26 protein-coding genes and 1 pseudogene are annotated in these 25,049 nt (G+C 66.6%); 18 read left to right on the forward strand and 9 right to left on the reverse strand.

Annotated features, from left to right (window positions below):
• The first annotated feature begins 87 nt into the window (after window positions 1–87).
• The 4 genes and pseudogenes from ABZX86_RS34130 (at window position 88) to ABZX86_RS34145 (ending at window position 3,379) form a co-directional block, all read left to right on the forward strand.
• Window positions 88–525: a MarR family winged helix-turn-helix transcriptional regulator gene (locus ABZX86_RS34130; protein WP_355129571.1), complete on the forward strand. Its 438-nt coding sequence runs from the start codon at window positions 88–90 to the stop codon at window positions 523–525.
• Between the two features lie 23 nt (window positions 526–548).
• Window positions 549–2,213: pseudogene (locus ABZX86_RS34135) on the forward strand (MFS transporter); the annotation flags it as partial.
• 36 nt (window positions 2,214–2,249) lie between these two features.
• Window positions 2,250–2,816: an isochorismatase family protein gene (locus tag ABZX86_RS34140; RefSeq protein WP_355129725.1), complete on the forward strand. Its 567-nt coding sequence runs from the start codon at window positions 2,250–2,252 to the stop codon at window positions 2,814–2,816.
• On the forward strand, window positions 2,813–3,379 hold the full coding sequence (locus ABZX86_RS34145; protein WP_355129573.1) for a YbhB/YbcL family Raf kinase inhibitor-like protein: 567 nt from the start codon (window positions 2,813–2,815) through the stop codon (window positions 3,377–3,379). Before ABZX86_RS34140 ends, ABZX86_RS34145 begins: the two co-directional genes overlap by 4 nt.
• A 190-nt stretch (window positions 3,380–3,569) precedes the next feature.
• Here the strand turns inward: ABZX86_RS34145 and ABZX86_RS34150 are convergent, their stop codons facing one another.
• The 6 genes from ABZX86_RS34150 to ABZX86_RS34175 all read right to left on the reverse strand — a co-directional run bounded on the left by ABZX86_RS34150 (window position 3,570) and on the right by ABZX86_RS34175 (window position 9,529).
• Window positions 3,570–4,133 (reverse strand): NUDIX domain-containing protein, encoded by a 564-nt coding sequence (locus tag ABZX86_RS34150; protein ID WP_355129575.1) that lies wholly within the window; start codon window positions 4,131–4,133, stop codon window positions 3,570–3,572.
• A gap of 124 nt (window positions 4,134–4,257) precedes the next feature.
• Window positions 4,258–4,635 carry a hypothetical protein gene (locus tag ABZX86_RS34155; protein ID WP_355129577.1) on the reverse strand — a complete coding sequence of 126 codons (378 nt, stop codon included), beginning with the start codon at window positions 4,633–4,635 and terminating at the stop codon, window positions 4,258–4,260.
• Between the two features lie 51 nt (window positions 4,636–4,686).
• A complete protein-coding gene (locus tag ABZX86_RS34160) occupies window positions 4,687–6,042 on the reverse strand; it encodes a hypothetical protein (RefSeq protein ID WP_355129579.1) in 1,356 nt (451 codons plus the stop codon).
• A 246-nt stretch (window positions 6,043–6,288) separates the two neighbouring features.
• Entirely contained in the window at window positions 6,289–7,860 is a 1,572-nt protein-coding gene (locus ABZX86_RS34165; protein WP_355129581.1) for a hypothetical protein, read from the reverse strand.
• Window positions 7,857–8,846, reverse strand: a complete 990-nt coding sequence (locus ABZX86_RS34170; RefSeq protein ID WP_355129583.1) for a protein phosphatase 2C domain-containing protein — start codon at window positions 8,844–8,846, stop codon at window positions 7,857–7,859. Before ABZX86_RS34170 ends, ABZX86_RS34165 begins: the two co-directional genes overlap by 4 nt.
• A gap of 2 nt (window positions 8,847–8,848) precedes the next feature.
• The gene (locus ABZX86_RS34175; RefSeq protein ID WP_355129585.1) at window positions 8,849–9,529 is read right to left on the reverse strand and encodes a hypothetical protein; all 681 of its coding nucleotides are present in this window, start codon (window positions 9,527–9,529) and stop codon (window positions 8,849–8,851) included.
• Between the two features lie 498 nt (window positions 9,530–10,027).
• Here ABZX86_RS34175 and ABZX86_RS34180 point away from each other — a divergent pair, with 498 nt between their 5' ends.
• Window positions 10,028–10,936 (forward strand): NAD-dependent epimerase/dehydratase family protein, encoded by a 909-nt coding sequence (locus tag ABZX86_RS34180; RefSeq protein ID WP_355129587.1) that lies wholly within the window; start codon window positions 10,028–10,030, stop codon window positions 10,934–10,936.
• 134 nt (window positions 10,937–11,070) lie between these two features.
• Here ABZX86_RS34180 and ABZX86_RS34185 read toward each other — a convergent pair whose 3' ends face one another.
• Window positions 11,071–11,664 carry a TetR/AcrR family transcriptional regulator gene (locus tag ABZX86_RS34185; protein ID WP_355129589.1) on the reverse strand — a complete coding sequence of 198 codons (594 nt, stop codon included), beginning with the start codon at window positions 11,662–11,664 and terminating at the stop codon, window positions 11,071–11,073.
• A 92-nt stretch (window positions 11,665–11,756) separates the two neighbouring features.
• Between ABZX86_RS34185 and ABZX86_RS34190 the strand changes: the two genes are divergently transcribed.
• A complete protein-coding gene (locus ABZX86_RS34190; protein ID WP_355129591.1) occupies window positions 11,757–12,860 on the forward strand; it encodes a Gfo/Idh/MocA family oxidoreductase in 1,104 nt (367 codons plus the stop codon).
• A 4-nt stretch (window positions 12,861–12,864) separates the two neighbouring features.
• On the opposite strand, the gene ABZX86_RS34195 is transcribed toward ABZX86_RS34190, so the two are convergent.
• The gene (locus tag ABZX86_RS34195; RefSeq protein WP_327144992.1) at window positions 12,865–13,152 is read right to left on the reverse strand and encodes a YciI family protein; all 288 of its coding nucleotides are present in this window, start codon (window positions 13,150–13,152) and stop codon (window positions 12,865–12,867) included.
• 43 nt (window positions 13,153–13,195) lie between these two features.
• Window positions 13,196–13,738: an amino-acid N-acetyltransferase gene (locus tag ABZX86_RS34200; protein WP_355129593.1), complete on the reverse strand. Its 543-nt coding sequence runs from the start codon at window positions 13,736–13,738 to the stop codon at window positions 13,196–13,198.
• 227 nt (window positions 13,739–13,965) lie between these two features.
• Between ABZX86_RS34200 and pgsA the strand changes: the two genes are divergently transcribed.
• From pgsA to ABZX86_RS34260, 12 genes are all read left to right on the forward strand, one after another.
• A complete protein-coding gene (gene pgsA / locus ABZX86_RS34205) occupies window positions 13,966–14,523 on the forward strand; it encodes a CDP-diacylglycerol--glycerol-3-phosphate 3-phosphatidyltransferase (RefSeq protein WP_327146476.1) in 558 nt (185 codons plus the stop codon).
• Window positions 14,513–15,016: a CinA family protein gene (locus ABZX86_RS34210; RefSeq protein ID WP_355129595.1), complete on the forward strand. Its 504-nt coding sequence runs from the start codon at window positions 14,513–14,515 to the stop codon at window positions 15,014–15,016. The genes pgsA and ABZX86_RS34210 overlap by 11 nt, the downstream gene beginning before the upstream one ends.
• 81 nt (window positions 15,017–15,097) lie before the next feature.
• Window positions 15,098–15,511: a helix-turn-helix transcriptional regulator gene (locus tag ABZX86_RS34215; protein WP_355129597.1), complete on the forward strand. Its 414-nt coding sequence runs from the start codon at window positions 15,098–15,100 to the stop codon at window positions 15,509–15,511.
• A 184-nt stretch (window positions 15,512–15,695) separates the two neighbouring features.
• On the forward strand, window positions 15,696–16,520 hold the full coding sequence (locus ABZX86_RS34220) for a PspA/IM30 family protein (RefSeq protein WP_297620068.1): 825 nt from the start codon (window positions 15,696–15,698) through the stop codon (window positions 16,518–16,520).
• A 637-nt stretch (window positions 16,521–17,157) separates the two neighbouring features.
• Complete coding sequence (locus ABZX86_RS34225; protein ID WP_355129599.1) at window positions 17,158–18,180, forward strand: hypothetical protein; 1,023 nt, start codon at window positions 17,158–17,160, stop codon at window positions 18,178–18,180.
• 131 nt (window positions 18,181–18,311) lie between these two features.
• A complete protein-coding gene (locus ABZX86_RS34230; protein ID WP_355129601.1) occupies window positions 18,312–18,485 on the forward strand; it encodes a hypothetical protein in 174 nt (57 codons plus the stop codon).
• An 82-nt stretch (window positions 18,486–18,567) separates the two neighbouring features.
• Window positions 18,568–19,509, forward strand: a complete 942-nt coding sequence (locus ABZX86_RS34235; RefSeq protein WP_355129603.1) for an NADP-dependent oxidoreductase — start codon at window positions 18,568–18,570, stop codon at window positions 19,507–19,509.
• Window positions 19,510–19,616: 107 nt separating this feature from the next.
• The gene (locus tag ABZX86_RS34240; protein ID WP_355129605.1) at window positions 19,617–20,780 is read left to right on the forward strand and encodes a substrate-binding domain-containing protein; all 1,164 of its coding nucleotides are present in this window, start codon (window positions 19,617–19,619) and stop codon (window positions 20,778–20,780) included.
• Between the two features lie 3 nt (window positions 20,781–20,783).
• Complete coding sequence (locus ABZX86_RS34245; RefSeq protein ID WP_355129607.1) at window positions 20,784–21,557, forward strand: ATP-binding cassette domain-containing protein; 774 nt, start codon at window positions 20,784–20,786, stop codon at window positions 21,555–21,557.
• Between the two features lie 17 nt (window positions 21,558–21,574).
• A complete protein-coding gene (locus ABZX86_RS34250; protein ID WP_355129609.1) occupies window positions 21,575–22,999 on the forward strand; it encodes an ABC transporter permease in 1,425 nt (474 codons plus the stop codon).
• Window positions 23,000–23,056: 57 nt separating this feature from the next.
• Window positions 23,057–24,208, forward strand: a complete 1,152-nt coding sequence (locus ABZX86_RS34255) for an ROK family transcriptional regulator (protein WP_355129611.1) — start codon at window positions 23,057–23,059, stop codon at window positions 24,206–24,208.
• A gap of 35 nt (window positions 24,209–24,243) precedes the next feature.
• Entirely contained in the window at window positions 24,244–24,957 is a 714-nt protein-coding gene (locus ABZX86_RS34260) for a PIG-L deacetylase family protein (protein ID WP_355129613.1), read from the forward strand.
• Window positions 24,958–25,049 lie beyond the last annotated feature (92 nt).

Below are 25,049 nucleotides of genomic sequence, written 5' to 3' on the forward strand. Positions count from 1 at the left end.
CGCCACTCGGCGTCGAATCCGCAGGGTTTTCAGACACATATCCGTTTCAGAATTTGCTAAGTGAAACTTATAAGTTAGCCTTAGTGGATGGATGATCTGGACCCCGCCGAGGTCGCCGCCGTGCTGCTGGCCAGCGTCAGCGTGCTGGTGCGACGGATTCGCCAGGTGCCGACGCCGGGTGAGCTCACGATGCCCGAGCGAGCCGCGCTCTCGCACCTGGATCGCTCCGGCCCCACCACGTCCGCGGCGCTGGCCCGGGCGATGCAGATCACCGCCCAGTCCATGGGGGCGACGGTCAGCGCACTGCGCGGCCGGGGTCTGGTCGAACGCCGGCCTGATCCGGATGACGGCAGGCGCGTCGTGCTGACAGTCACCGCCACCGGCCTCCAAGCGCTGCAGAACAAGCGCGACGCACGCACCGAACTCATCGCACACGCCCTGACCAGCGGCACATTCACTCCGACGGAGCTGGAGCAACTCGCCTCGGCCGCAGCGCTTCTCGAGCGACTGGCCCAGAACATCTGAACGGAACCATGAGCACCAACCTGATGACGGAGACTCCCGCTCCACCCCGCGTGACCGGTGACCGGTACAAGTGGACGGCACTGACGAATACCACCGCCGCGGTCTTCATGTCCGCGCTGGACGGTTCCATCGTGCTGATCGCCCTGCCGGCGATCTTCCGGGGCATCCACCTGGACCCGCTGGCGCCGGGCAATATCGCCTACCTGCTGTGGATGATCATGGGATACCGGCTGGTCCAAGCCGTGCTGGTGGTCACGGTCGGCCGGCTGGGCGATATGTACGGCCGGGTCCGCATCTACAACTCCGGGTTCGCGGTCTTCACCTTCGCCTCGATCCTGCTGTCCTTCGATCCGCTGGACGGCGGCCACGCGGCGATGTGGCTGATCGGGTGGCGGGTGCTGCAGGCCGTCGGCGGATCGATGCTGACCGCGAACTCGGCCGCGATCCTGACCGATGCCTTTCCCGAGGAGCAGCGTGGCTTCGCCCTCGGCGTCAACCAGGTCGCCGCCCTGGCCGGGATGTTCATCGGCCTGGTCGCCGGCGGGCTGCTGGCGGCCTGGGACTGGCGGGCGGTGTTCTGGGTGAATGTGCCTGTCGGACTGTTCTTTACGGTGTGGGCCTATCGGACGCTGCGCGAGACCGGCAAGCGTGACGGCGGCCGGATCGACTGGTGGGGCAATATCACCTTCGCGGTAGGTCTGAGCTCGATCCTGATCGCGGTCACCTTCGGCCTGCAGCCCTACGGCGGGCACACCATGGGCTGGACCAACCCGCTGGTCGACGGATTGATCATCGGCGGGCTCGCGCTGCTGGCGGCCTTCGTCGTCATCGAGAACCGGGTCAGCGCGCCGATGATCCAGATGAGCCTGTTTCGCCTGCGCGCCTTCACTTTCGGCAATCTGGCGGGCCTGGCCATCTCGATCGGGCGCGGCGGCATGCAGTTCGTGCTGATCATCTGGCTACAGGGCATCTGGCTGCCCCTGCACGGCTACGACTTCGAGAGCACACCGCTGTGGGCGGGCATCTTCATGCTGCCGCTGACCGCCGGATTCCTTGCGGCAGGACCGGTTTCCGGATATCTGTCCGATCGCCTCGGCTCCCGGGGCCTGGCCACCGGTGGTGCGCTGCTGTTCGGCGCCAGCTTCCTGGGTTTGATGGTGCTGCCGATCGACTTCAGCTACTGGGTCTTCGCACTGCTGATCGCGCTCAATGGAATTGCCAGCGGCATGTTCGCCTCCCCGAATTCCTCCTCGATCATGGGCAGCGTGCCGGCGCGGGCCCGCGGCGTCGCCTCCGGGATGCGGGCCACCTTCCAGAACTCCGGCACCGCCGTCTCCATCGGAGTGTTCTTCTCCCTCATGATCGCCGGACTGGCCAGCAGCCTTCCGCACACCCTCACCAGCGGTCTGCAACAGCAGGGCGTGCCCGCCGACGTCGCCGCCCAGGTCGGCAACCTGCCCCCGGTGTCATCCCTGTTCGCCGCGCAATTGGGTGTCAATCCGATCCAGAATCTGCTCCAGCCCAGCGGTGCGCTGACCCATCTGACGGCGGCGCAGCAACAGACCCTGACCGGACGTGAGTTCTTCCCGACCCTGATCTCCGGGCCGTTCCACTCGGGTCTGGTCATCGTGTTCGGCTTCGGCGCCGTCCTCGCGGTTCTTGCCGCGATCGCCTCCATGCTGCGCGGAACCACTTCCGCTCCGACCTCCCCAGGAGAAGCACCTATGACACTGACAACGATCGACCCCACCTCCGCGCTGATCGTGATCGACCTGCAGCAGGGCATCGTCTCCGCCCAGAGCGACCCCGCGGTCACCGATGTCGTCGAACAGGCGGCGCAGCTGACCGCCGAGTTCCGCCGGCACAACCTGCCCGTGGTGCTGGTCAATGTCACCGGGCGTGCTCCGGGACGCACCGAGGCCGGACGGCCCGGGGGACTGGGCGCACTGCCGCCCGGCTGGGCCGACCTCATCGACGAACTCGATGTGCAGCCGACCGACCACCTCATCACCAAGCGGCGGCGCAGCGCATTCCACGACACCGGGCTCGACACCCTGCTGCGGGATCTGGGCGTCACCCAGATCGTGCTCGCCGGCATCTCGACCAGCGCCGGCGTCGAGTCGACCGCGCGCTCGGGCGCCGACTACGGATACCACGTCGTCCTGGCCACCGACGCCATGCTCGATCCGGATGCCGATTCGCATCGGCACAGCATCGACCGCGTCTTCCCCAAGCTCGGCGAAACCGCTACCACCGCAGAGGTTATCGGCATGGTCGGGGCTACCCGATGACCCTGATCGGCCGACTCCTGCACAATCGCAGAGCAGGCGATACCCACACGGCGTGGAACCTGCCCAATCTGCACGGCCCCGAGCTGCTGACGCTGACCAGCGAACATTTTGCCCACGGTGCCGCCATACCGCTGCAGCAGTGCGCGAAGACCATCGGCGGAGACGACCTGTCGCCCCACTTGTTCTGGACCCCACCGCCTCCGGGTACCGCGCAACTTCTCCTGGTAGTCGAGGACATCGATGTCCCGATCGCCAAGCCCGCCGTGCACTGCGCCGCCCTGATCGACCCGTCCCTCGCACACCTGGATCCCGGCGCGCTCAGTGCGAAGCGGCCTGCCGCCGGAGTGCAGCTGCTGCGGTCCACCATCGGACGCGGGTATCACGGTCCCGCTCCCATCAAAGGCCATGGGCCGCACCACTACATCTTCCAGCTCTTCGCCCTGTCCGAACCCGTGGCCAGCGCCACCGACGCACCGCACCGGGCACGGCCCCGCGTCCTCCTGCCCACCATCACCGCCCCCGTCCTCGACCGCGCCCGGCTGACCGGAATCGTCGAACGCTGAAAAAGCGGAATACCAGCGTCGCCGACGTGAACCGCGTACTGCTGGACAGGGTGTTCCCGGCCCAGGCCGACGTGATCGACTCCGCCGCTTTCCTTCAGAGCCTCAACCCATAACCGCGGCCGCACGTCATCCGGAGCGACGGTGACGCCACGAGATATGCGGCGAGACAGAGTATTTCGGTGCCATCGGCCTACCGGGACAGCGCCGCCCGCAGTTTGGTCAGAAAGCGGGGGAGGTATGGGTCGGTTTCGGAGGTGGAGAAGTCGTCGATGCTCCACCAGCGCTGGTCGCTGAATTCCCTGGGATCGAGCTGGTAGGGGTGTGTCCGGTCGCCTCGGATCACGTACCAGAGGGAGACGTCCTCGTGGCAGGCGCCGATGCCTACCGTGGTGGTGATGGTCAGGAAGAGCGGTTCCGGGCCGACAACCGAGAATTCGGCCGCGATGCCGATCTCCTCCGCGGCCTCGCGCCCGGCGGTCGCGAAGGGATGCTCGCCCGGGTCGACATGACCGCCGGTGGGCAGCCACAAACCCGCTTTCCGGTGGTGGCCCAACAGGATTGCGCGCGCGTCGGGATCGATCAGCACCACGTAGCTGACCAGGTGGCGGGCGGGCGTAGCGGGCTTGGCGCGGCGGAAGATGTCGTCGGTCTGCCCGAGCCAGCGCAGCGTCTCGCCGAGGTGCCGGCGCTCGAGGTCGTCGACTGGAGCGACATTCCGGACGATCTCGGCGATCACGGCCGTGGCAGCTTCCATGACCGGGCACCCTAATCCCGCGCACCGACAACCGACTACCCAGATCTGTTCGAGGCGACCTCCCGGCTCTCCCGAAGGCCAACGGGCAGCGGACATCTCCGCCGTCGCGAAGGTGTCGTCCGTCTCAGCCGAACAGGCCATCGATCGCGGCTTCTATGGACGAGACGGTTCGGGCCAGGGACCCTGCGGCGCCGACCGCGCCTCCGACTGCTCGCATCAGTCCGGCGAGATAGGTCCTGTTGGGGCGTTGCTGGGCGATCTCGGCAGCGGCGCGGTCGACGGTATCTGCCACATCGGCTTTGTCCGCCACATCTGTTTCGCCGCTGCGGATCTGTTGGGCAAGGTCGAACAGTGCGCGCTGGATCGCGGCCGGATCGGAGGCGACAGTGACTGATGCGCCCGCCCCGGCGTGGACTATATGGGCATCGCCACCTGCCATTGCCGATCCGGTCATGGTGACGTCGCCGCCGATGTGTACTCCTGAGTGTTCGTCGCGCTGCATGATGGCGCCTTTCCGTGAAGTGAGTTCGTTTGTGCTGCAGGTGTTCAGAGGCTAGGACGTCCCTGAGAACGTGGACGATTTCATGGTGGCGGACGATCCGCCCAGTGCCGAGTTGGCCATGTGCAGGTCGCCGCCGATCACGACGCCGTTGTTGATGATGTGCTCACTGCGCCGCTTCAACTCGGCGGGATCGATGTTCTTCTCGGACAGGAACGCAACCAGTGTGTTGAAGATGCGTTTGTCGACGATCTTCATGACCATCTGCTCGTCGAGGCTCTGAAAATAGCGGTGGTAGACGATCGCACCTCTGGCATCGCGGTTCGCGGCGTTCTCGCGCGGACTGACCAGTGCGCCGTGGTGAAACCTGGATAGTTCGCGGATCAGGCGTTGCTGCCGTCGTTCTTTGCGCCAGCAGCGCAATCCGCCGAAGGCCTGGTAGGACACCCCGGGGACAGCATCGAGCAGGGCCCTCGGCAGTCGGCGGCCACAGCGCGCCGCCAGTCGTATGACCTGAACTGCGGTAGGACGGGCCAGCAGATCATCGATCGCGTAGTAGTCCGGCGCGTACGGCGGCAGGACCGTGTAGTTGGTCTCGACGAACAGCGAATCATCGTTGCGCACCAGGCGAATGAACGCCGACCACACCAATTCGCCTTCCCAGCAGATGATTTCGACAGTCAGGTACGGCCGCGCACAATCTTCGGGGTGGGTCATCAGTTGTGCGAGAGTAGCCGGATCCGTCCACGGCGCCGGAGCGCCATACGGGTCCGGGACGAAACGGCGATCGTTGTGCACATCGGCGCCATTGACGAGAAGGCGATTGCCGACTGTGAGATCGGGAATATCGAGCCTTCCGAGATCGGCGGAGAGCCGTGTATTCAGTTCAACGGCGCTGAACGGAATGATCGGCTCGGCTGGATTCTCGGGTTTGGTGGTGTCCAATGCGAGGGACCAACCGCCCCGGATCCATCCGTGCCCGCCGAATGGGTTGTATCCGCGGTAGACCGTCACATTGCCGGTGGCGTGTGCGGCCACGTGGGCGATCTGCTGCTTGATGCGGTCGGTCGGCGCGGGTGGCGGCGAGGCGGTCGCGAAGTTGCCTTGGCGCAGACTCTGCGCAATGGCGCCCCAGTAGGCGATGCACGCCTCAGCGAAGACGATGGCCCACGCGAGTAGGAGAGCGAGCACTATCAACTGCAACCCTTGGAGCGACTGGGCTAGCCCGTACATCGCCAGCACTGAGGTGCCGACCAGCAGGCCGTCTCGTATTGCCTGTCTTTGACTGGCCGCGACAGCGTGCAGGCACACCGTGACCATGTCCACCGCAGGGGACCGGGTGACTGCCAGCCGGGGTTCTTCGAGCACGGATTCGATGACGGTCCGCGCGACTCGGCTGTCGAGATGCATTGCGATACATAGATACCGGGTCGCGGCCGAGACGCGCGTGGAGGATTGCGCAGCCCGCGGAGCGCCCGCACCGGACGCAGTGCTGGTCGGCGCCGGTGCGATGGTGAACGAGACTGTCGCGGACCCCCCGGACGGTGTCGCAGGCATGGCCGGGGCCGGTTGCGGTGCTGCGTTCGGATTGTTGCTCCAGGTCGGCATCTCCCCTCCAATTTCGTCAATTGCGCTGGAATGTCAGTGATCTCGACCTCAACATGCGCTGGGCCCGCCGACGGCGGCGGTGCGGTAGATCAGATACGTGCCGCCCGAAGGTGTGAGGCTGTCCATGAGGTCCCAGTTCGTACAGGTTTCCCATTCCTGCCCTCGCGGGCCCATGCCTGCCGCCTGATTGCTCTGAAAGGTGACTCGGGCCCCGGTCGCGGTCGACGAGCCGGTCGGCGTGAGATCGATCAGTTCGATATTGCGGTCGAAAGTGGTGGAGACCGCATCGGCGAAGTTGGCTCGGTTCTGTTGGTTGCTGGTGTCGAAGGGGCCCGACGGGTCCAGTGTGCTCAGTGCCGAGTCGTAGTCGTGGTTGTTGATTCCACTGAAGTAGGTATTCAGTGTGGTGGCCACCGCGATGGCTCGGGGGTCTCCGATGAGCGAGGGCGCGATCGTCACGACGCCGATCTGGTTCGCCGGCGTGCGGGTCGAGGTGGTGGCCGGTGAATTGCCGCTGCCCTCAGCAGTTGTGGTGCCGGCTTGCAGGCTGGTATCGCGAGCGGAATTCGATCCTTTGCTCACCAACGCCACCACCAGCGCAACGATCACGACGGCGGCGATGGCCATAACGGCTGCGCTGAGGCCCGCCGGAGCGGGCCACTTGAATATCGGAGTCGGTTGTGGCCCGGTGACATTCGGGGCCGGAGTCGGAACGGCCGATTGCGGTTGCAGCGTGATACGGACGGTTGGGGCTGCGGCAGAGAGCATTTCAGTCCACAGCGAAGGGCTCGGCCGACGGCCGGGCTCGGCGGAGAGGCTGGAGTGTGCGAGATTGCCGAGAGTGGGCGTAACCGTATTCAATGCAGTGGGGTCGGTGGAGGTCTGGTTTCGTTCGAACAGTCGCACGGCGAGCAGCCCGAGCTTGTAGATGTCGCCCGGTCCGGTCGCCTTCTCCTCACCGGCAGGCAACTGCCAGTCGGGTGTTTCGGCCTGCGGCAGCACACTTGTCCCGTGTAGGCGCATGGCGTCGCAGTCGAGCAGAAAACAGGCGGCCTCGGGTATGGTGCTGAACAGCAGATTCTTCGGCGACAGGTCGCCGACGACGATGCCGAGCCGGTGCAGGCGGGTCAGTGTGGCCGACAGATCCGTCAGCAGCGACAAGCGGTCCGAATCGCTGATGCGCAAACCGATTCCGGCAATGTAGGCGTCATCGTTGAGTAGGTATTCGACGTTCGCGAGTCGACGGGTGGTCGGTGCGGTTCCCGATAAACTGCGCAGGTCGAACCGGAATCGGTCGGGCACCGAACGCATGAGGAATCCGCACGCCGCGCCTTGACGTTCGACAACGGCCGAGGGCCAGGCCGCGTGCTCGCACAACCATTCGCCCTCGGTCGCGCTCAGCCCCAACAGCAGGTCCACCATCGCGGTCAGCGCCGCCGAGTCGAGGTGCTGTAAGGACGCCGCGTCATATTCTTTGAACACGACCGGCCAGCTCGGCCCGCTACCGATGGTGATGGTGCGGTTGGTCACCTCGTGGACCGAGCCTTGTCCGCCCTGACCGACTCGACGGCCGAGCAGAAGCTGGGCATAGTCGACGGTCTGTGGCCGAGCCGAGGTCATTGTGGCCTCGAGGGTGTGCTGGGCCAGACGGCCAGCAAGGTGCGGTCGTCGTCGAAGGTCGCGCGAGAGAAGTCCAGTACGTGGGCGAACCACGGTGGTGTGGGCGGTGATTCGAGGTGGCGGGCGAACAGTGCGCCGATCCGGCCGTCTCCGTCACCCAGTGGCAGCCCGAAGCCGTCGGTGCCTACCAGCAGAACCTGTGATGAACTCAGTTGCCGGGTAACCCTCTCCATCTGCTCGGGCACATGGGGTAGCGGTATGACGTTGGTGGACACCACATCCGAGACCTCGTCGACCTCGGCGCCGAACAGTGGGTGATACCGACCGTCGGCGAGGTCCAGGATCCAGGCTGCGGAATCGCCTATGCGGCACAGCTCCACGACGGGACCGTCCTGGTGCGCCCAGACCAAACCCGCCACCAGTGTGGTCGCATAGAGGTTCATGACCTGGGATTGGTTCGGCCGCGCCTCGCCCAGCCACCAGCGCGTCAACGCGTGCAATTCCTCGGCACTGCGACGTGCCAGTTCGTCGAAATCAGCCCAGGTCGGCTCTCTCGACAAGCCATCGAGCATGGTGCGGACAGAGGTTTCGCATACCGCGTGCGCACCACGATGTGAGATGGAGGCGCTCGAAACGCCGTCGGCGACCGCGAAAACGATCGTGCCCGACTGCTCGTGCAGGGCGGCTCGCACCGAATCCTGGCGTGGCAGACGGTGATAGCGGTGCCGGGCGCCGCGAACGGATGCATAGCGCATGGTCAGATCCGAGGTGGACCAGCCGTCGCATTCACTGTCGGGGAAGCTGAAGCAGTCGGGGCCCGATGGCGGGCGAGCCTCGAAGACGGGCCCCGCCTCGTCCACCTCGATCTGCTGCCATGGCTCGGTGCCGCTGACAATCGCCGCGGGCGGCGGCGAGCCTGGGGCGGGTTCGTAGGCCACCGGAATGTCGCTGTCCTCCAGCGGTTTCCGCTGCCAGAGCCGCGACATTGCTACCCGACCTCGTCGATGGCCATGGTGAACTGGTCAGGTTTGTTGATGACCAGTTGCGGTGTACCGGAATTCAAAGCGATGCCCGAGGCAACGAGGCTGGCGGTGAGTGCGTGGAAGAATTCTGATATCGCCTGGCCGATATCGACGCCGGGTTTGGCGATGAACGCGAACTCGGGGCGAGTGGCGACCTCGATCATCGTGGCAGGCTCGGCATCTCCGATCCCGCACATGATGATGTTGGGGGCAGTGGGAGTCCGTGACTTGTCGATCAGCAGACCGTGCGGGCTGCGCCAGGCGCCGCCATCGGTCGGCTGGCCGTCGGTGAGCATGAATACCACCGGGCGGTGCACCTTATAGCCTTCGCCGCGCAGCCATCGCACATCGTCGGGGATCCGGCACAGTAGATCATCGAAAACCGCCTGATAATTGGTCAATCCGCGAATGATGACCTGTGGCAGTGCGGTCTGCACCCGCATGTCGGCTATGGCCAAACGGACCTGGACATCGTCGGAGAATCCGAGAATAGCGAGCCTCAACTTGGCTGCGATCATCGGCTCGGCACGTAATCCTTCGCACAGCGACACGAGCCCGTTGCTGAGGTCGCTGCGAAACGGCCCCATCGATCCCGACTCGTCGGCCAGCACATAGGCCGGCAGTAGTACTCCCTTGATTTCCGGCATGACGTCCCCCTTCGGACGCTCACTCGCGAGCCTTCCTACCCGAGACCCCGAGGATCGATTCCTATACGGTAGCCTCGCTACCCGCCCACATGCGGAAGGAAACCGGATCGTTGTTGCGCAATTGATGTCAACCGCTCATCACGGCAGCTTTTTTGAATTCTGGTACGAGACTTCGCAATTCTTTGCAGTGTGACATACGAGACTTCGCATCGCCGACATATGCGTCAAAATTCCACCGCGCATAGACAATAGGGCGGTTGGTTTTCAATTAGTTTTCCTCGGTAAGGCAGCGCTGTGAGAGCTGCTGTGAAACTGAGTATTTCGGGCTATCAATGCACAGCCGCTGCCATCTTGGTCCAGGGCCTGCCGGTGTGCCCATATGTGTTGGCTGTTTTCGCCCCGATGGATCAGAAATTGGACCGGGCCGAGGATCTCGGTGCGTGCTGTTCATCAGCGGCTGTTTCGAGGCAGGTGTGGGCGGGGTGGCAAGATGGGAGGGTGCGAGTGCTGGTGACCGGGGCGGGCGGCTATTTGGGGCGGGCTGTTGTCGCGGCGCTGGCTGCGGCCAGGCATGAGCCGATCGCGATGGTGGGCGCGCGAGGCGGTGAGGTTCCCCACGCGAGGGAGGTGCGGACCACCGATCTCCTCGATCCGGAGGGGTTGCGGCGTGCGGTGAGTGGTGTCGAGGTGGTGTGCCATCTGGCCGGACTCGGCCGGGCGCGCGAATCTGTGCGGGATCCCCTGCCGTTCTTCCGGGTGAATACCGCAGGGACCGTCGCGCTGCTCGAGGCGATGGCCGCCGAGGGGGTGTCGCGGATCGTGTTCTCCTCGACCGGAGCGATCTACGGATCCCCGGAGAGCCAGCCGATGAGCGAGGATCTAGCCGACTCCCCACCCCACCCGTACGCGGCCAGCAAGCTCGCTGCCGAACTCGCAATCGAAGCGCAAGCACGATCGGGGAACCTGGGCGCGGTGATCGTGCGCCTGCTGAACGTCGCCGGGGGAGCGGACCCGGACCCCACCCGCCTCATCCCACGCGTAATCGCCGCAGCAGCAGGTGAAAGCGTGCTGCACATCAATGGCGACGGCACCGCGGTACGTGACTACCTCCATGTCGACGACGCGGCCGCCGCCTTCGTATCGTGTATCGAACAGACCCCCGCACCGGGCGCCCACACCCGCTACAACATCGGAAGCGGCTGCGGAACAAGCATTCTCGACGTAGTCGCCGCGGTCGAACGGGTAACCGGCCGAACCGTCGCCAGTGTCCACGGCCCCGCCGCCCCCGAACCCGCCGCTTTGATCAGCAATCCGGCGAAGGCCCAGACCGAACTCGGTTGGTCACCAAAGCATTCCGGCATCGACGAGATCGCCGCCGCCACCTGGCAGGCTGTGGCGCGAAGCTGACGACGGGCAGTCCGCCGCGCACGGCTGACGGTTGACAGGCCGCCGTGCACGGCTGACGGCCTGCGGGGCAGTCGCACAGCTGACGGATTGCGGGGCAGTCGTGCACGGCTGACGGGGCAGTCGCGTACGGCTGTTCAGTATCGAATAATCAAGCCGTCCAGGACGATTCGCAGGTTGCGGTTCCATTGGTCGTCGGCGGCGCGGAGGCCGATGGTGTGGGGGTCGGTGGCCACGCCGGCGAGGGCGAATGCGACGTCTTGCCAGGTGACATCGGTGCGCAGGGAGCCGCTGGATTGGGCTCGTTCGACCAAGGTGCGGAGGCCTTCTCGGAGGGTGGTGATGGTGGCGTCGAGGTCGCAGGCGCCGGTGCCGCCCAAAGCCTCGTTGACGCCGCAGCTTTCGGCGCGCAGGCGGACGTAGGTCGCGGCGAAGTCGCGGAAACCGTTCCAGGGGTCGGGATCTGCGAGGGCGCGGTCGGCGGCGGCGATGCCTTCTTCGAGTATTTCTTCGAGAACTGCCTGCAGGAGCGCCTCGAGCGAGGGGACTCGGCGGTAGAAGGTGCCTTTGCCGACGCCTGCGCGCTGGGCGATCTCCTGGGCGGTCGCCGCGACGCCGGTGTCCGCGATGGCCGAGCGGGCCGCCACGACCAGGCGCTCCAGATTGCGGCGGGCATCCGCGCGGGGAGCCGGACCCGATTCGCGGGTCAGCAGGCGATCAACGGCGGTCATGAGTCCGATCCTAGCAAAAGTGGACTCAGGGAGTCCGTTTAGCTACCGTGGTAAACGGACTGAGTGAGTCCGTTTATGGATGGGAGCGGCACATGTCGGACAGGATTCGAGTCGGAATCATCGGCGCCAGCCCGAATCGGGGCTGGGCGGCGCGGGCGCATATCCCGGCCCTGCGGGCACTGCCCGACTTCGAGCTCACCGCGGTCGGGACCAGTCGGCAGGAGAGCGCGGACGCGGCGGCCCGGCTGTTCGGCGCCGCGCATGCCTTCACCGATGCGCGGCGGCTGGCCGAGCATCCGGACGTCGATCTGGTGGCGATCACGGTGAAAGTCCCCGCGCACGCCGAACTGATCGAGGCGGCGCTGGCCGCGGGCAAGCACGTGTACTCGGAGTGGCCGCTGACCAGAACGACCGAGGAAGCCGAATCTGTGATCGCGCTCGGCGGTGACGGTCATCGAGTGGTCGGGCTGCAAGCCCGATTCTCGCCGGCCATCGATAAGGCCAAGCGTCTGATCGCCGAAGGCTATGTGGGGCGGGTAGTTTCAGCGACCGTGTACGCCGCCCGGGGGAAGGGCGCGGGCGGGCTGATCCCGGAATGGGCGGCCTACACCCTGGATCGCCGCAGTGGCGCAGGCTTACTGGAGGTCGCGGGCGGGCACACCCTGGACCCGCTCGAACACCTGCTCGGCGAGATCGCCGAACTCTCGGCGGACCTGGCGATCCGTAACTCGCACAACACGATTGCGGAAACAGGAGAACGCATCACGGTGACCAGTCCGGACCACCTGCTGCTCAATGCCACATTGACGAGCGGCACAGTCATCTCGGCCCACATCCACGACGCCAAGCTCACCGATGGCCGCACCCGCATCGAAATCGCGGGTACCGAAGGCGATTTGGCGATCATCTCCGCAGGCCCGCACGGCCCCGGCGGTATTCAGATGAGCGAACTGCGCCTGCTGGGCGCACAGGGCCCAGCAGGCGTTTGGCAGGACCTCACCGAATCCGATGGGCGGCCCATCTCCGAGCTGCCCGTCGAATCCGAGAACGTGGCCCGGCTGTATCGGCAACTGGCTGAAGACATCCGCACCGGTACGCACACCGCCCCCACCTTCGAGACCGGCCTGCACCTGCACCGCCTGCTCGACACCATCCGCCGATCGGCCGAGACCGGCACGCGGGTGCGATCCCGCTGACCGCTTACGCCGCGCCGGGGAACCCGTCCGTCGGCAGCCACTCCACGATCCGGGTGTCGTCGATGAGGTTCGCCAGCGCGAACGGATCGTCGGCCAGCAGCTTCGATACCGCGTCGGCATCCTCGGCCTGGAAGATGATCAGTGCACCGGACCCGTCCGGGTAGGGCCCGCGCGCGAGGATGATGCCCTGCTCGGACAGGCCGCCCAGGTAGGCGCGGTGCACGGGGCGGACCTCGTCGCGACCGGGAACGGTGGCGTCGGAGTAGGTGTAGTGGACGGCGAAGATCGGCACGGTTCCGCTTTCTGGGTTCGAGGGAGGGGAGAGGTCGAATGAATCAGAGTGTCAACAGCATTCGGGTATTGCCGAGCGTATTCGGCTTCACATAGCTGAGGTCGAGGAACTCGGCGACGCCGGTGTCGTAGGACCGGCACATCTCGGCGTACACCTCGGCGGTGACCGGCGTCCCCTCGATCTCGACGAAGCCGTGCCGGGAGAAGAAGTCCACCTCGAAGGTCAGCACGAAGACCCGTCCCAGCGCCAACTCGTGCGCGACGGTGATCAATTGCTGCACCAGCAGGTGTCCCGCGCCGGTGCCCTTGATTTCCGGATGCACCGCGACGGTGCGCACCTCACCGAGGTCGGCCCACAGCACATGCAGCGCCCCGCAGCCGACGAGTTCCCCGTCGCGTTCGGCGACCCAGAATTCCTGGATCGACTCGTACAGCGTGACCAGGTTCTTTTCCAGCAGGATCTTGCCGGCGTAGTAGTCGATGAGTCGTTTTATCCCGGGCACATCAGAGGTTCGGGCACGGCGGATGGTCGGTTGTGTCCCCGACTCGCCGCCGACCGAACCGCTGTGAGGCACCCGTGTTGTCATGGGGTGCACAGTAGTCGGCCCCGGTACCGATAGGCTTGAGGTGTGTCGTACATCCAGCCTCCCCGCATACCGGAATGGTCCGGAAACCCTCGCGGGTTTCGCGGCCGGTGGGGGCGCTGGTGACGGTGCAGCGCGATGAGGTGGAAGGTCGCTGGGCCGATGCCGGTCCAGCGCGATCGGGATTCGTGCCCAATCCCGGCGTAGTGGAACCGGCGGCGGTGCCGCTGATGAATATCGCCAATATCCTGACGATCCTGCGGATTCTGATCGTTCCGATCTTCCTGGCCGCCCTGTTCGCCGCCGACGGCCACAATGCCCATTGGCGCTGGGGCGCCGCGGCGCTGTTCGGCGTCGCCGCCATCACCGATCGCATCGATGGTCAGCTGGCCCGCAAGTACGGCCTGGTCACCGACTTCGGCAAGCTCGCGGATCCGATCGCGGACAAGGCGCTCATCGGCGCCGCCCTGATCGGACTGTCCATGCTGGGCGATCTGCCGTGGTGGATGACCATTGTGATCGTGGCCCGCGAACTCGGAGTGACCCTGCTGCGGCTGGCTGTCGTCCGCCGCGGCGTGATCCCGGCCGGACGCGGCGGCAAGCTCAAGACCCTGGTGCAGTCGGTCGCGATTGCCGTTATTTTGCTGCCCCTTTCCGGCGGATTCGCCAGTGCCGGAATGGCATTGATGTATGTGGCCGTGGTGCTCACCGTGGTGACCGGCCTCGACTATGTGGTGCAGGCGGCCAGGTTGTGGTTCGGCTCGCCCGGCGGCAGTCGTGCCGTCTGAGTCGGGAGATCCACTCACCTCGCTCGTCCCCGCCGCGGACCTGGTCGCTGCCCTGAAGTCCGCCGGACAGACCGTCGCGACCGCGGAATCGCTCACCGCCGGCCTGCTGGCCGCCACCATCGCGGGAATTCCGGGCGCGAGCACGGTGTTGCGGGGTGGACTGATCGTCTACGCCACCGAGCTCAAACACGATCTGGCCGGTGTGAGCGCGGACACTCTCGCTACCGACGGCCCGGTTGCCGCGAGCACCGCCGAGCAGCTTGCTGTGGGCGCGCGGTCGCGTTGCGGAGCGGACTGGGGAATCGGCCTGACCGGTGTCGCCGGACCCGATCCGCAGGACGGACGCGAGGTCGGCACCGTGTTCCTCGGCATCGCCGGTGCGGAGGGCACGGAGGTCATCCGGTTGAAACTGTCGGGCGACCGGTGGACTATCAGGGTGGGCGCGGTCCGCGCCGCGGTCGCAGAGCTCGTCCGGAGTGTTCGAAACGGGTGAAGCGGCCGGGAACGCGCGGCCGACGCCGGACGTTGTCCAGTCAAACGCTGGGTCCGGCGAGACGAGTGTGAGGAGAACGGGATGACGCTGCTGCGAGAAGCGATCGGGGACAGTTTGCGGCGCGCTCGGGTCGCTCAGAGCCGGACGCTGCGTGAGGTTTCGACCTCGGCGCGGGTCAGTCTCGGGTATCTGTCCGAAGTGGAACGCGGTCGTAAGGAGGCTTCCAGCGAGCTGCTGGCGGCCATCTGCACGGCCCTGGACGTGCCACTGGCGCAGGTGCTCTTCGATGTCAGTTCGGCCCTGGCCGATGCCGACCGGGCTACCGCCAAAAAGTCTGTGGCCACGGCGAATGCCTCGCTCGCGACCGCCGGTGCGGGTGTCCGCCCGCGCGGTGGCGACGGCGATGCGCCGCGGTCCGGGGAGGCCGGTTTCGGCCCCCGCATCGTCATTCCGGCACCCAAGTCGGATCGCCTGGTTTTGGTGGCCGCCAAGTGATCGCTGTGCACAGGACTCGAAAGGGATAAATTCTCTGTAGGCTTTGAGCCGGAGGCGCCATACAGGTGCGGGTTTTTCCGGTTCTCTGCCGCGCAGTGGAGGATAGGGACAACCGGGTGCGTGACGGTCGCGCACTATGTCGCGCGATGGCGCGTGGCACGTCAGATGGAGGCGGGATCAATCGATGGCTAATCCGTTCGTGAAGGCCTGGAAGTACCTGATGGCCCTCTTCGATTCGAAGATCGAAGAGCATGCGGATCCGAAGGTCCAGATCCAGCAGGCCATCGAAGAGGCCCAGCGGCAGCACCAGGCGCTGTCGCAGCAGGCGGCGTCGGTGATCGGCAACCAGCGTCAGCTGGAGATGAAGCTGAACCGCCAGCTCGACGAGGTCGAGAAGCTCAATGCCAATGCGCGCCAGGCGGTCATGCTGGCCGATCAGGCGGGCACTGCGGGGGATACCGAGAAGGCGATCCAGTACACCAATGCCGCTGAGGCTTTCGCCGCACAGCTGGTGACCGCCGAGCAGGCGGTGGAGGACCTGAAGGTACTGCACGACCAGTCGCTGCAGGCTGCCTCGCAGGCCAAGAAGGCGGTCGAGCAGAACGCCATGCTGCTGCAGCAGAAGGTCGCCGAGCGCACCAAGCTGCTGTCCCAGCTGGAGCAGGCCAAGATGCAGGAGCAGGTTTCGGCCTCGCTGCAGCAGATGGACTCCACACTTTCCGCGCCGGGCACCACCCCGAGCCTGGATGCGGTGCGCGAGAAGATCGAACGCCGCTACGCCAATGCACTCGGTTCGGCCGAGCTGGCTCAGAACACCGTCCAGGGTCGAATGATGGAGGTGCAGCAGGCCAGCGTCCAGATGGCCGGCCACAGCCGCCTCGAGCAGATCCGCGCCTCCATGCGCGGTGACGCGCTGCCCGCCGGTGGGAACAACCAGCCGCAGGCCGTCCCGAATCCTGCGGCCGCGCCGCAGATCAACACCAACAAGGGCCAGGCCGCCCAGCAGTAGTGCTGGTCCCTTGGAACGAAGGCGATTGCTGATGGGGAGTTCGCGGGCGCACGACAACCCCGCGACCTCCCCTGCCCGTTTCCGCCGCCGCTCCCGTACCAAGGAAGCCGCCCCCATCCCCGGCTTCCCCTCGGCTTTCGGCCCCGCCGCCGACAGCGCTGCACCCCAACCCGATTCACCCACCCCCGAAACCGGTCATCCGGCACCGGGTCCCGTCTCGGCAACCGGATCGGCCCCCTCATCCGAGGCAAAGCCATCCGGTGTCGGCCCACGGCCTGAATCCGGCTATCCGGCACCGAATTTCATCCCGGCGACGGGATGGTCTTCCGCGAGTACAGCCCCGGGCGGTACCGCGCCTCGGCCCGAATCCAGGGCGTCCGGACCGGCCGCTGCCGAAGCGGTCAGCGGCGGGCAGTCACCGGATACGCAGCCGCAGTACGGGTTCGGTGCCCCGGTGGCTGGGCCCGGTCAGAACACCGCGTCGCGAGAGCGGCGCGCAACGACTTCACCGCGTGCGGCGTCGCAGCCGGGCGCGAATTCCAGGGGTAGTGCCGCAACGCACCGGACTGGTGACTTTCCAGGACGATCCGAATCGGGCGCGCCCTGGCCGACGGCCGCCAATTCTGCGGGCGGCTGGGTGCCGCCCGCGGCGGATGCGCGGCCGCAGTACGGGTTCGGCGGTCCGGCAGGCGGATTCGATCCCGGCTGGGCGCAGACTGTGCCGGATGGGCAGGGCCGGTTTGCCGGTCCGGCGGCTGGATCCGAGCAGTGGCGGACAGCTGATGCTGACGATGGGAAGGGCTCGTCGCGGCGCGGTAAGCGTGCACGGGCCGCCCAGGCGGCCCGGGAGATGTTGGCTCCCACCGGGATCGGTCCGGAGGAGTTGGCGCAGCGGCTGCCCGACACCCTGCGAGGGGTGGGGGAGCAGGCGCTGGTCGCGGTGCGGAAGTGGGCGGATCCGCGGGAGCGGGAGTTGCGCAAGCGGCGCCGGACTCGGCGGCGGAGTTTGCGACTGGGCACGGCGTCGGGGCTGACCACCGCGGGAACCGTTGGGCTGGTGCTGATTTCGGCGCCCGCCTGGGCGGTGATCGTGGTCGGTGGCGGTGCCGTCGCACTCGTGACCGGTACTGCCGTCACGGCCAAGCGGTATTTGCAGCTGCGCCGGGAACCGTTGCCGCAGGCGACATTCGTGCCGCGCAGACTGCCACCACTGCGTTCGGCGGCCCGAGCCTCGATCGCCAGATTGGTCCGCGCGGAACGGGCATTGCACGGCCTGGGCGCGCAGATCGCGAGATCCGGTCGGCTACCCGCCGACGATCTGACCGACATGATGGAAACAGCTTCCTCAGGCGCCGCGGCCCTGCACGCACTCTCCACCGACGTGGTCGCCATGGAGCAGGCCGCCGGCGCCCTCGGCCCCCGCAATTCCCCACTGGCCGAACACGTCCGCTCGGTCTCGATCCGCCTAGACGTCGGAGTGGTCGAATTCGAAGGCATGGTAGCCGCCGCCGCCCGCGTCCTCGCCGTCCCGGAAAGCGCCGCCCTACCCGATGACCTGGGCTGGGCCATGGTGAACCTCCGCGACGCCGCCGACCGCCTCGACGGCTGGGCCCAAGCACTCACCGACCTGGCCGACACCCGCTACCGCGCCAATCCTTGACCCCGGCCTCCGGGACAACCCTGAACTTTCCCCGATATTGGTGCTGACCAGGTGATTTTCGCTGGAGCAGGGGTCAGTATTGAGGAGTCGGATCGCAATGATGGTGATTCGGAACTTATGGGAGGCACGGAATGCTTTGGAAGATCATCGGCGTCGTCGCGGTTGTCTGGATCGCGCTCGCCATCATCGGCGCCCTGATCAAAGGGCTTTTCCCGATCCTCATGATCAGCGCGGTCGTTTTCGGGCTGTACCTGCTCTACAAGGCGGTATCGGGCTCGAACAAGTCCCCTATCAGCAAGTTGTAGCGGCGGCGGAGCCGCATTGTCGTGTCTTTAGGAAAAGCGCGGCCGGGGGAATCCTGTGGGGCGGCGGTTCGTTGAGGCGGCTATGGCTACTGCGATCGTTGCCGCCGAATACGGTGGACCTGAAGTACTGACTCCTGTCGAAGTAGACGTACCCGAACCCGGTCCGGGCGAGGTGACCGTGCAGGTTCGCGCGGCGGGCGTGAACCCCTTCGATTACAAGATCTACAGCGGCGCCTTCGGCACCGATGATTCCAAGCTTCCGCTTCGGATCGGCCTGGAATCCTCCGGTGTGGTCACCGCGGTCGGCCCGGATGCGCTCGGGCCCGCCGGTCCGATCACGGTCGGCGAAGAAGTGATCGTGCGCGGGGGCGGGTACGTCACCGAATTGACGGTGCCTGCCGCCCGCATTCTGCCCAAGCCCGCCGAGGTGAGCTGGGAGGTGGCGGCGGGGCTGCTGGCAGTCGGCGGCACCGCGGTGCATCTGGTTGTCGCGACCGGTGTCGGTCCGGGCGATACCGTTCTGATCCACGGCGCCGCGGGCAGTGTGGGTTCCCTGGCCGCCCAGCTCGCGGTCGCGCGCGGCGCCCGGGTGATCGGTACCGCCGCGCCCGCGCGCCACGAACGGCTGCGGAGCTACGGCGTGGAGCCGGTCGAGTACGGTCCCGGGCTGGCCGATCGGGTGCGAGCCTTGGCGCCGGACGGCGTGGACGCGGCGATCGACACCATCGGAACCGATGAGGCCGTGGATGTTTCGCTGGAACTGGTCGCCGACCACACCCGGATCGCCACCATTGCCGCCTTCGGCCGCGCGGCGGCGGACGGCTTCCAGGCGCTCGGTGGCGGGCCCGGTGCGGATCCCGGTACCGAGATCCGGGACAACGCCTGGCGCGAACTGCTGCCCCTGATCGCCTCGGGCAAGCTGGAATTGGTGATCACCGCGACCTATCCGCTCACCGAGGCGGCCGCGGCACACGAGTTCGTGCTCGGCGGACACGCCGGTGGAAAGGTCATCCTGCTGCCCTGATTCAGCGAATTGTCCCGTCTCGGTGACCCGGCTGGCATATGTTGTTGCCCACAACATATCGGTGCGCGGCCGCAATCCAGTGGCTGCCGCTCGGAAGGGTCACCCTGATGAGGACGAAAAGCTCGCTCCTGCCCAAGAATTCACGTCGCCTCTCGCGAACCGGCTGCGTGGCGGTGGCAGTGGCGCTATCGGGCGTACTGACGCTCACCGCCTGCGGATCGAATTCGACCAGCAGCTCCGGATCCACCTCGGCCGCGCCGTCCGGCGGCGGCGCCAATGGCACGGTCGGCGTCATCCTGCCGGAGACCGCCACCTCCGCCCGCTGGGAGTCGTTCGACAAACCCATGCTGGAACAAGCCCTGCAGGCACAGGGTTTCGACGCCGATGTGCAGAACGCACAGGGCGACGTCCAGAAGTTCAGCACCCTCGCCGACGGCATGATCGCCAAGGGCGTGAAGGTGCTGGTCGTGGCCTCGATCAATAGTGAGGTCGGCAGTGCGGTCGCCGCCAAGGCGAAGAAGGCCGGCATTCCGACCATCGACTACGACCGGCTCAATCTCGGCGGATCCTCCGACTACTACGTCTCTTTCGACAATGTGCGGGTCGGTGAACTCCAGGGCCAGGCGCTGATCACGGCGCTGAAGGACAAGCCGGGCGCGCAGGTGATCGAGATCGAGGGCGCGCCGACCGACAATAACGCGACCCTGTTCCACCAGGGACAGGAGCAGGCGCTCAAGCCGCTCTACGATTCGGGCGCCCTGAAACTGGTGCGCAGCCAGGCCATCGACGGCTGGGACAATCAGACCGGCGGCAATACCTTCGAGCAGATCCTCACCGGCAACGGCGGCAAGGTCGACGGTGTGGTGGCCGCCAATGACGGTCTGGCGGGCGCGGTGATCACCGTGCTGAAGAAGAACGGGCTCAATGGCCATGTGCCGGTGACCGGTCAGGACGCCACCGCCGACGGGCTCAAGGCGGTGCTGCGCGGCGATCAGTACATGACGGTGTTCAAGCCGATCAAGGATGAGGCCGAATCGGCCGCGAAACTCGCAGCGGCACTGGCCAAGGGCGATACCGCCGCGGCGAATGCGCTGGCACAGGCCGTGAGTCAGGATCCCAAGGGCAATCGTCAGGTGAAATCGGTCCTGCTGCCGCCGCAGACGATCACCCGCAACGAGGTCAAGCAGGTGACGGATTCGGGCTTCGTGAAGGCCTCCGATATCTGCACCGGCGATGTGAAGGCCGCCTGCACCCAACTCGGCATCGCCTGAGCCATGACCGAGCCGCTGCTCCAGATCACCGGGCTGAACAAGAGTTTCGGCCCGGTGCACGTACTGCACGATGTGGATCTGACCGTGCCCGCCGGTGAGGTCACCGCGCTTGTCGGCGACAATGGCGCGGGCAAGACCACTTTGGTGAAATGTGTTGCCGGAATTCATCCTTCGGATTCGGGCGAGGTGCGGTTCCGTGGCGAACCGGTGCATCTGCGCAGTCCCAAGGATGCGGCGGCGCTCGGCATCGAGGTCGTCTACCAGGATCTGGCCCTCGCCGACAATCTCGACATCGTGGCCAATATGTTCCTCGGCCGTGAGCGCGGGAAACCGTGGCTGCTGGACGAGGCGAGCATGGAGGAGGCGGCGCGCACAACCCTGGCCTCGCTGGGAGTGCGCACCGTGAAATCGGTGCGCACGCCGGTCTCGTCGCTGTCCGGCGGACAGCGGCAGACCGTGGCCATCGCCAAAGCCGTGCTGTGGAACAGCAATCTGGTGCTGCTGGACGAACCCACCGCGGCACTGGGCGTGGCACAGACCCGGCAGGTGCTGGATCTGGTGCGGCGGCTTGCCGAACAGGGTCTGGGCGTGGTGCTCATCAGCCACAATCTGGCCGATGTCTTCGAGGTCGCCGACCGGATAGCGGTGCTGTACCTGGGCCGGATGGCCGCACAGGTGCGCACCGCCGATGTCACCCACAGCCAGGTGGTGGAGCTGATCACCGCCGGACGCTCCGGCGATCTGGGGCTGGCCCGACCGGAAGCGGTGGTGTTGTGAACGAGAAAGCTCCTGATATGAGCAAGGTTTCGGAGCCGGCGGCCCCGTCCGCGGATACGGTGATCACCGATTTCGGGATCGACACCACGACGCGCTCGACGCGAGAGGCGCTGGGGGAGTACCTGGTACGACTCAGGTCCGGCGAGATCGGCTCGCTCCCAGCGCTGCTCGGCCTGGTTGCACTTGTCATCCTGTTCTCGGTGCAGTCGGATGTGTTCTTCTCGCTCAACAACATCGCCAATCTGCTGGCGCAGGGCGCGGGACAGACCATCATCGCGATCGGCATCGTGTACGTCCTGCTGATCGGTGAGATCGACCTGTCGGCGGGCACCGCGTCCGGGGTGGCCGGTGCGGTGCTGGCCATGCACTACGTGAAGGACGGAAACCTGCTGACGGGCATGGGTTCCACGGTGTTCTTCCTCTTCAACGGCCTGCTGGTGCTGGCGGCGATACTCGCTGCGCTGCTGCGGATCTGGCCGGGTGTGGCGCTGTCACTGCTCGGCGTGCTGATCACGGTCGTCGGGTTCAAGGCGAATCCGTGGGTGGAGATGGTGCTCGCGGTCTGCGTGGGCGCGGCTATCGGCTGCATCACCGGCTTCCTGATAGCCAAAATCGGCATGCCGTCTTTCGTGGTGACCCTGGCGCTGTTCCTGGCCTGGCAGGGTGTGATTCTGCAGCTCATCGGCGAGGGCGGCGTGCTCGGCATCAGCTCCTCGCATGTGCTCGATCAGGTGGCCAATGGGAATCTGTCCACGATCGGCAGCTGGGCGCTGTGCGTGGTGGCGGCCGGAGGCTATGCGGCAATAACGCTGGGCGGCCACGCATTACGCCGCAGAAGGGGACTGGTAGCGCAGCCGACACCGCTGGTGGTGGCGAAAGTGGTGGTGCTCACCGTGCTCGCCGTGGTGGTGACGGCGCTGCTGACCGTCAATCGATCGCCGAGCAAGCTGATCGTCATTTCCGGTGTGCCGTACGTGGTTCCGATCGTGCTGGTGCTGCTGGTGGCCGGAACCTTCGTGCTCGAGCGCACCCGATACGGCCGGCACATCTACGCGGTCGGCGGCAATGTGGAGGCGGCGCGGCGGGCGGGCATCAATGTCACCCAGTTGCGGGCAAGCGTTTTCGTTATCTGCTCCTCGTGCGCGGCGGTCGGGGCCATCGTCTACTCGTCGAAGGTCGGCTCGGTCGATCCGCAGGCGGGCGGGCTCAATACCCTGCTGTTCGCGGTGGGTGCGGCGGTGATCGGCGGCACCTCGCTGTTTGGCGGTAAGGGCCGGGTCGCGGACGCGGTGATCGGCGGTGCGGTGCTTGCGGTGGTATCCAATGGTCTGGGTCTGCTGCGCCAGCCCGCTGCCGTCGTCTCCATTGTCACCGGACTGGTATTGCTGCTGGCCGCGACGGTCGACGCGCTGTCGCGGCGGCGGGCGGTGGCACAGCGATGAGCACGCGGGGACGCCGCGATGGACGACGGCGGAGGCGCCAATGGTATTCCTGAGTCCATGACCGTCGCTCGACCGGACGAGGCGCGCCGCTCCAACCGGTCCAGTCTGCTGCGGGCGCTGCACACCGGGGGCCCCGCCACCCGGGCAGCACTCGCGACCGAGTTGGGGCTCAACCGATCCACCATCAAAATGCTGGTCGACGGCTTGGCCGAGGCAGGGCTGGTGGAGGAGCGGGTGCCGCGACTGGCGCGAGGTGCGGGGCGGCCGTCGCTGCTGGTGCTGCCGCAGCCGCAGGCGGTGGTGGTGCTGGCGGTGGATGTGCGGGCCGAGCACGCGGGCATTGCCATGGTCGGATTCGGCGGGCAGATCCTGGGGCGCAACAGCTGGAATCTGCATGGGCGGCAACGGGAACCGCAGGAGGTGATCACCCATGTCGCCGAATCGGCGGCGCTACTGGCCGAGGATCTGGGACTCTCTCCGGTGGCGGCCGGGGTGTCGGTGCCGGGGGTGGTGCGCCGCGCCGACGGCCTGGTGCGCAGCTCGGAGAATCTGCGCTGGGCCGAAGTAGCGCTCGGACAGCGCATGACCGCGGTGCTGGATGTGCCCGTCGTGGTCGGCAATGATGCCGAATTCGGTGCTCTCGCAGAGCATTTGCGCGGTGCGGGCCGGGGTGCGGGTGATGCGGTCTTCGTCTCCGCGGATGTCGGTGTCGGCGGCGGACTCATCGCCCAGGGCGCGCTGCTGCGCGGATCCGCCGGCTATCTCGGCGAAATCGGCCATATGACAGTGCGACCGGGTGGTCGGCCCTGCCACTGCGGTAATGAGGGCTGCTGGGAGACCGAGGTCGGTGAGGCCGCGCTGTGCCGTGCACTGGGGTTGTCCGAATACGGACCGCGCGGCGCGATCGTCGCGGAATTGCGTGCGCTGCAAGACGATAGCGAGGGCAGGCTCGACGACTATCTGGACTGGCTGATCCTCGGCCTGGTCAATGTGGTGAATATTCTCGGCCCGGAACTGGTGGTCCTCGGCGACCTGTTCACCGCCCTGCCGGATGCGGTGGTGGCGCGCGTCGGCGATCAGGTGCGCCGGCGCAGCATGGTCAGCCGGGCGCTCGGCGGGGTGCGCATCGAAAAGTCCCGGCTCGGAGCGGATCTGCAGCTGCTCGGCGCGGCCGAAGCCGCCTTCGAGGGCGTGCTGACGGGCTTGTGAGCCGCCGAAATGCGCGGTGGTGTTGAATTCCAGACATGGAGCAGCTCCCCGAAGACTGGCAGCGCGGACTTGTCATCGTCGCGCACCCCGATGACATCGAATACGGCGCGGCCGCCGCGGTGGCGCGGTGGACGCGGCAGGGCAAGGACATTCGCTACGTGCTGGTCAGCAGTGGTGAGGCGGGCATTGCGGGCCTGCCGCCCGCGGAGTCCGGACCACTGCGCGAAGCCGAGGAGCGGGCGGGCGCGAAGATCGTCGGCGTCACCGAGATCGACTTCCTCGGCTACCCCGACGGCCGCATCGAGGAGAGCCTCGCACTGCGCCGCGATCTGGCCGCCGCCATCCGCCGCCACCGCCCGGAACTGGTGGTGCTGTTCAACTTCGGCGACGTCTGGGCCCGCGGCTACGCCAATAGCGCCGACCACCGCGCCGTCGGCCGCGCCGCCCTCGACGCCGTCTCCGACGCCGGCAACGAGTGGATCCACCCCTGCCTCGCCGACCTCCCCCCGCACTCTCCCCGCTGGGCCGCCGTCTTCGGCGTAGCCGACGGCAGCCACGCCGTAGACGTCACCGACACCATCGATCTGGCCGTCGAATCCCTGACGGCCCACGCCCGCTACCTCGAAGCCCTCAGCTCCGACCCGGTAGCCACCCAGGCCCGCGCCGTCCTCGACATGGCCGCAGGCCCGAAAGAAGGCTTCCCGGCCGCCCACGCCATCAGCTTCGAGCTCTACCACTTCAGTAACTGAGCCCGGTTCGGAGAGCGAGACCGATTCGACCGGGCCGACTTGCCCGCGGTGTAGCGACAGCTTGCGGCGTCGATGGCGGTCTGCCAGGCCGG

It is taken from the genome of Nocardia sp. NPDC006630, from assembly GCF_040611495.1.
Classification (GTDB): domain Bacteria; phylum Actinomycetota; class Actinomycetes; order Mycobacteriales; family Mycobacteriaceae; genus Nocardia.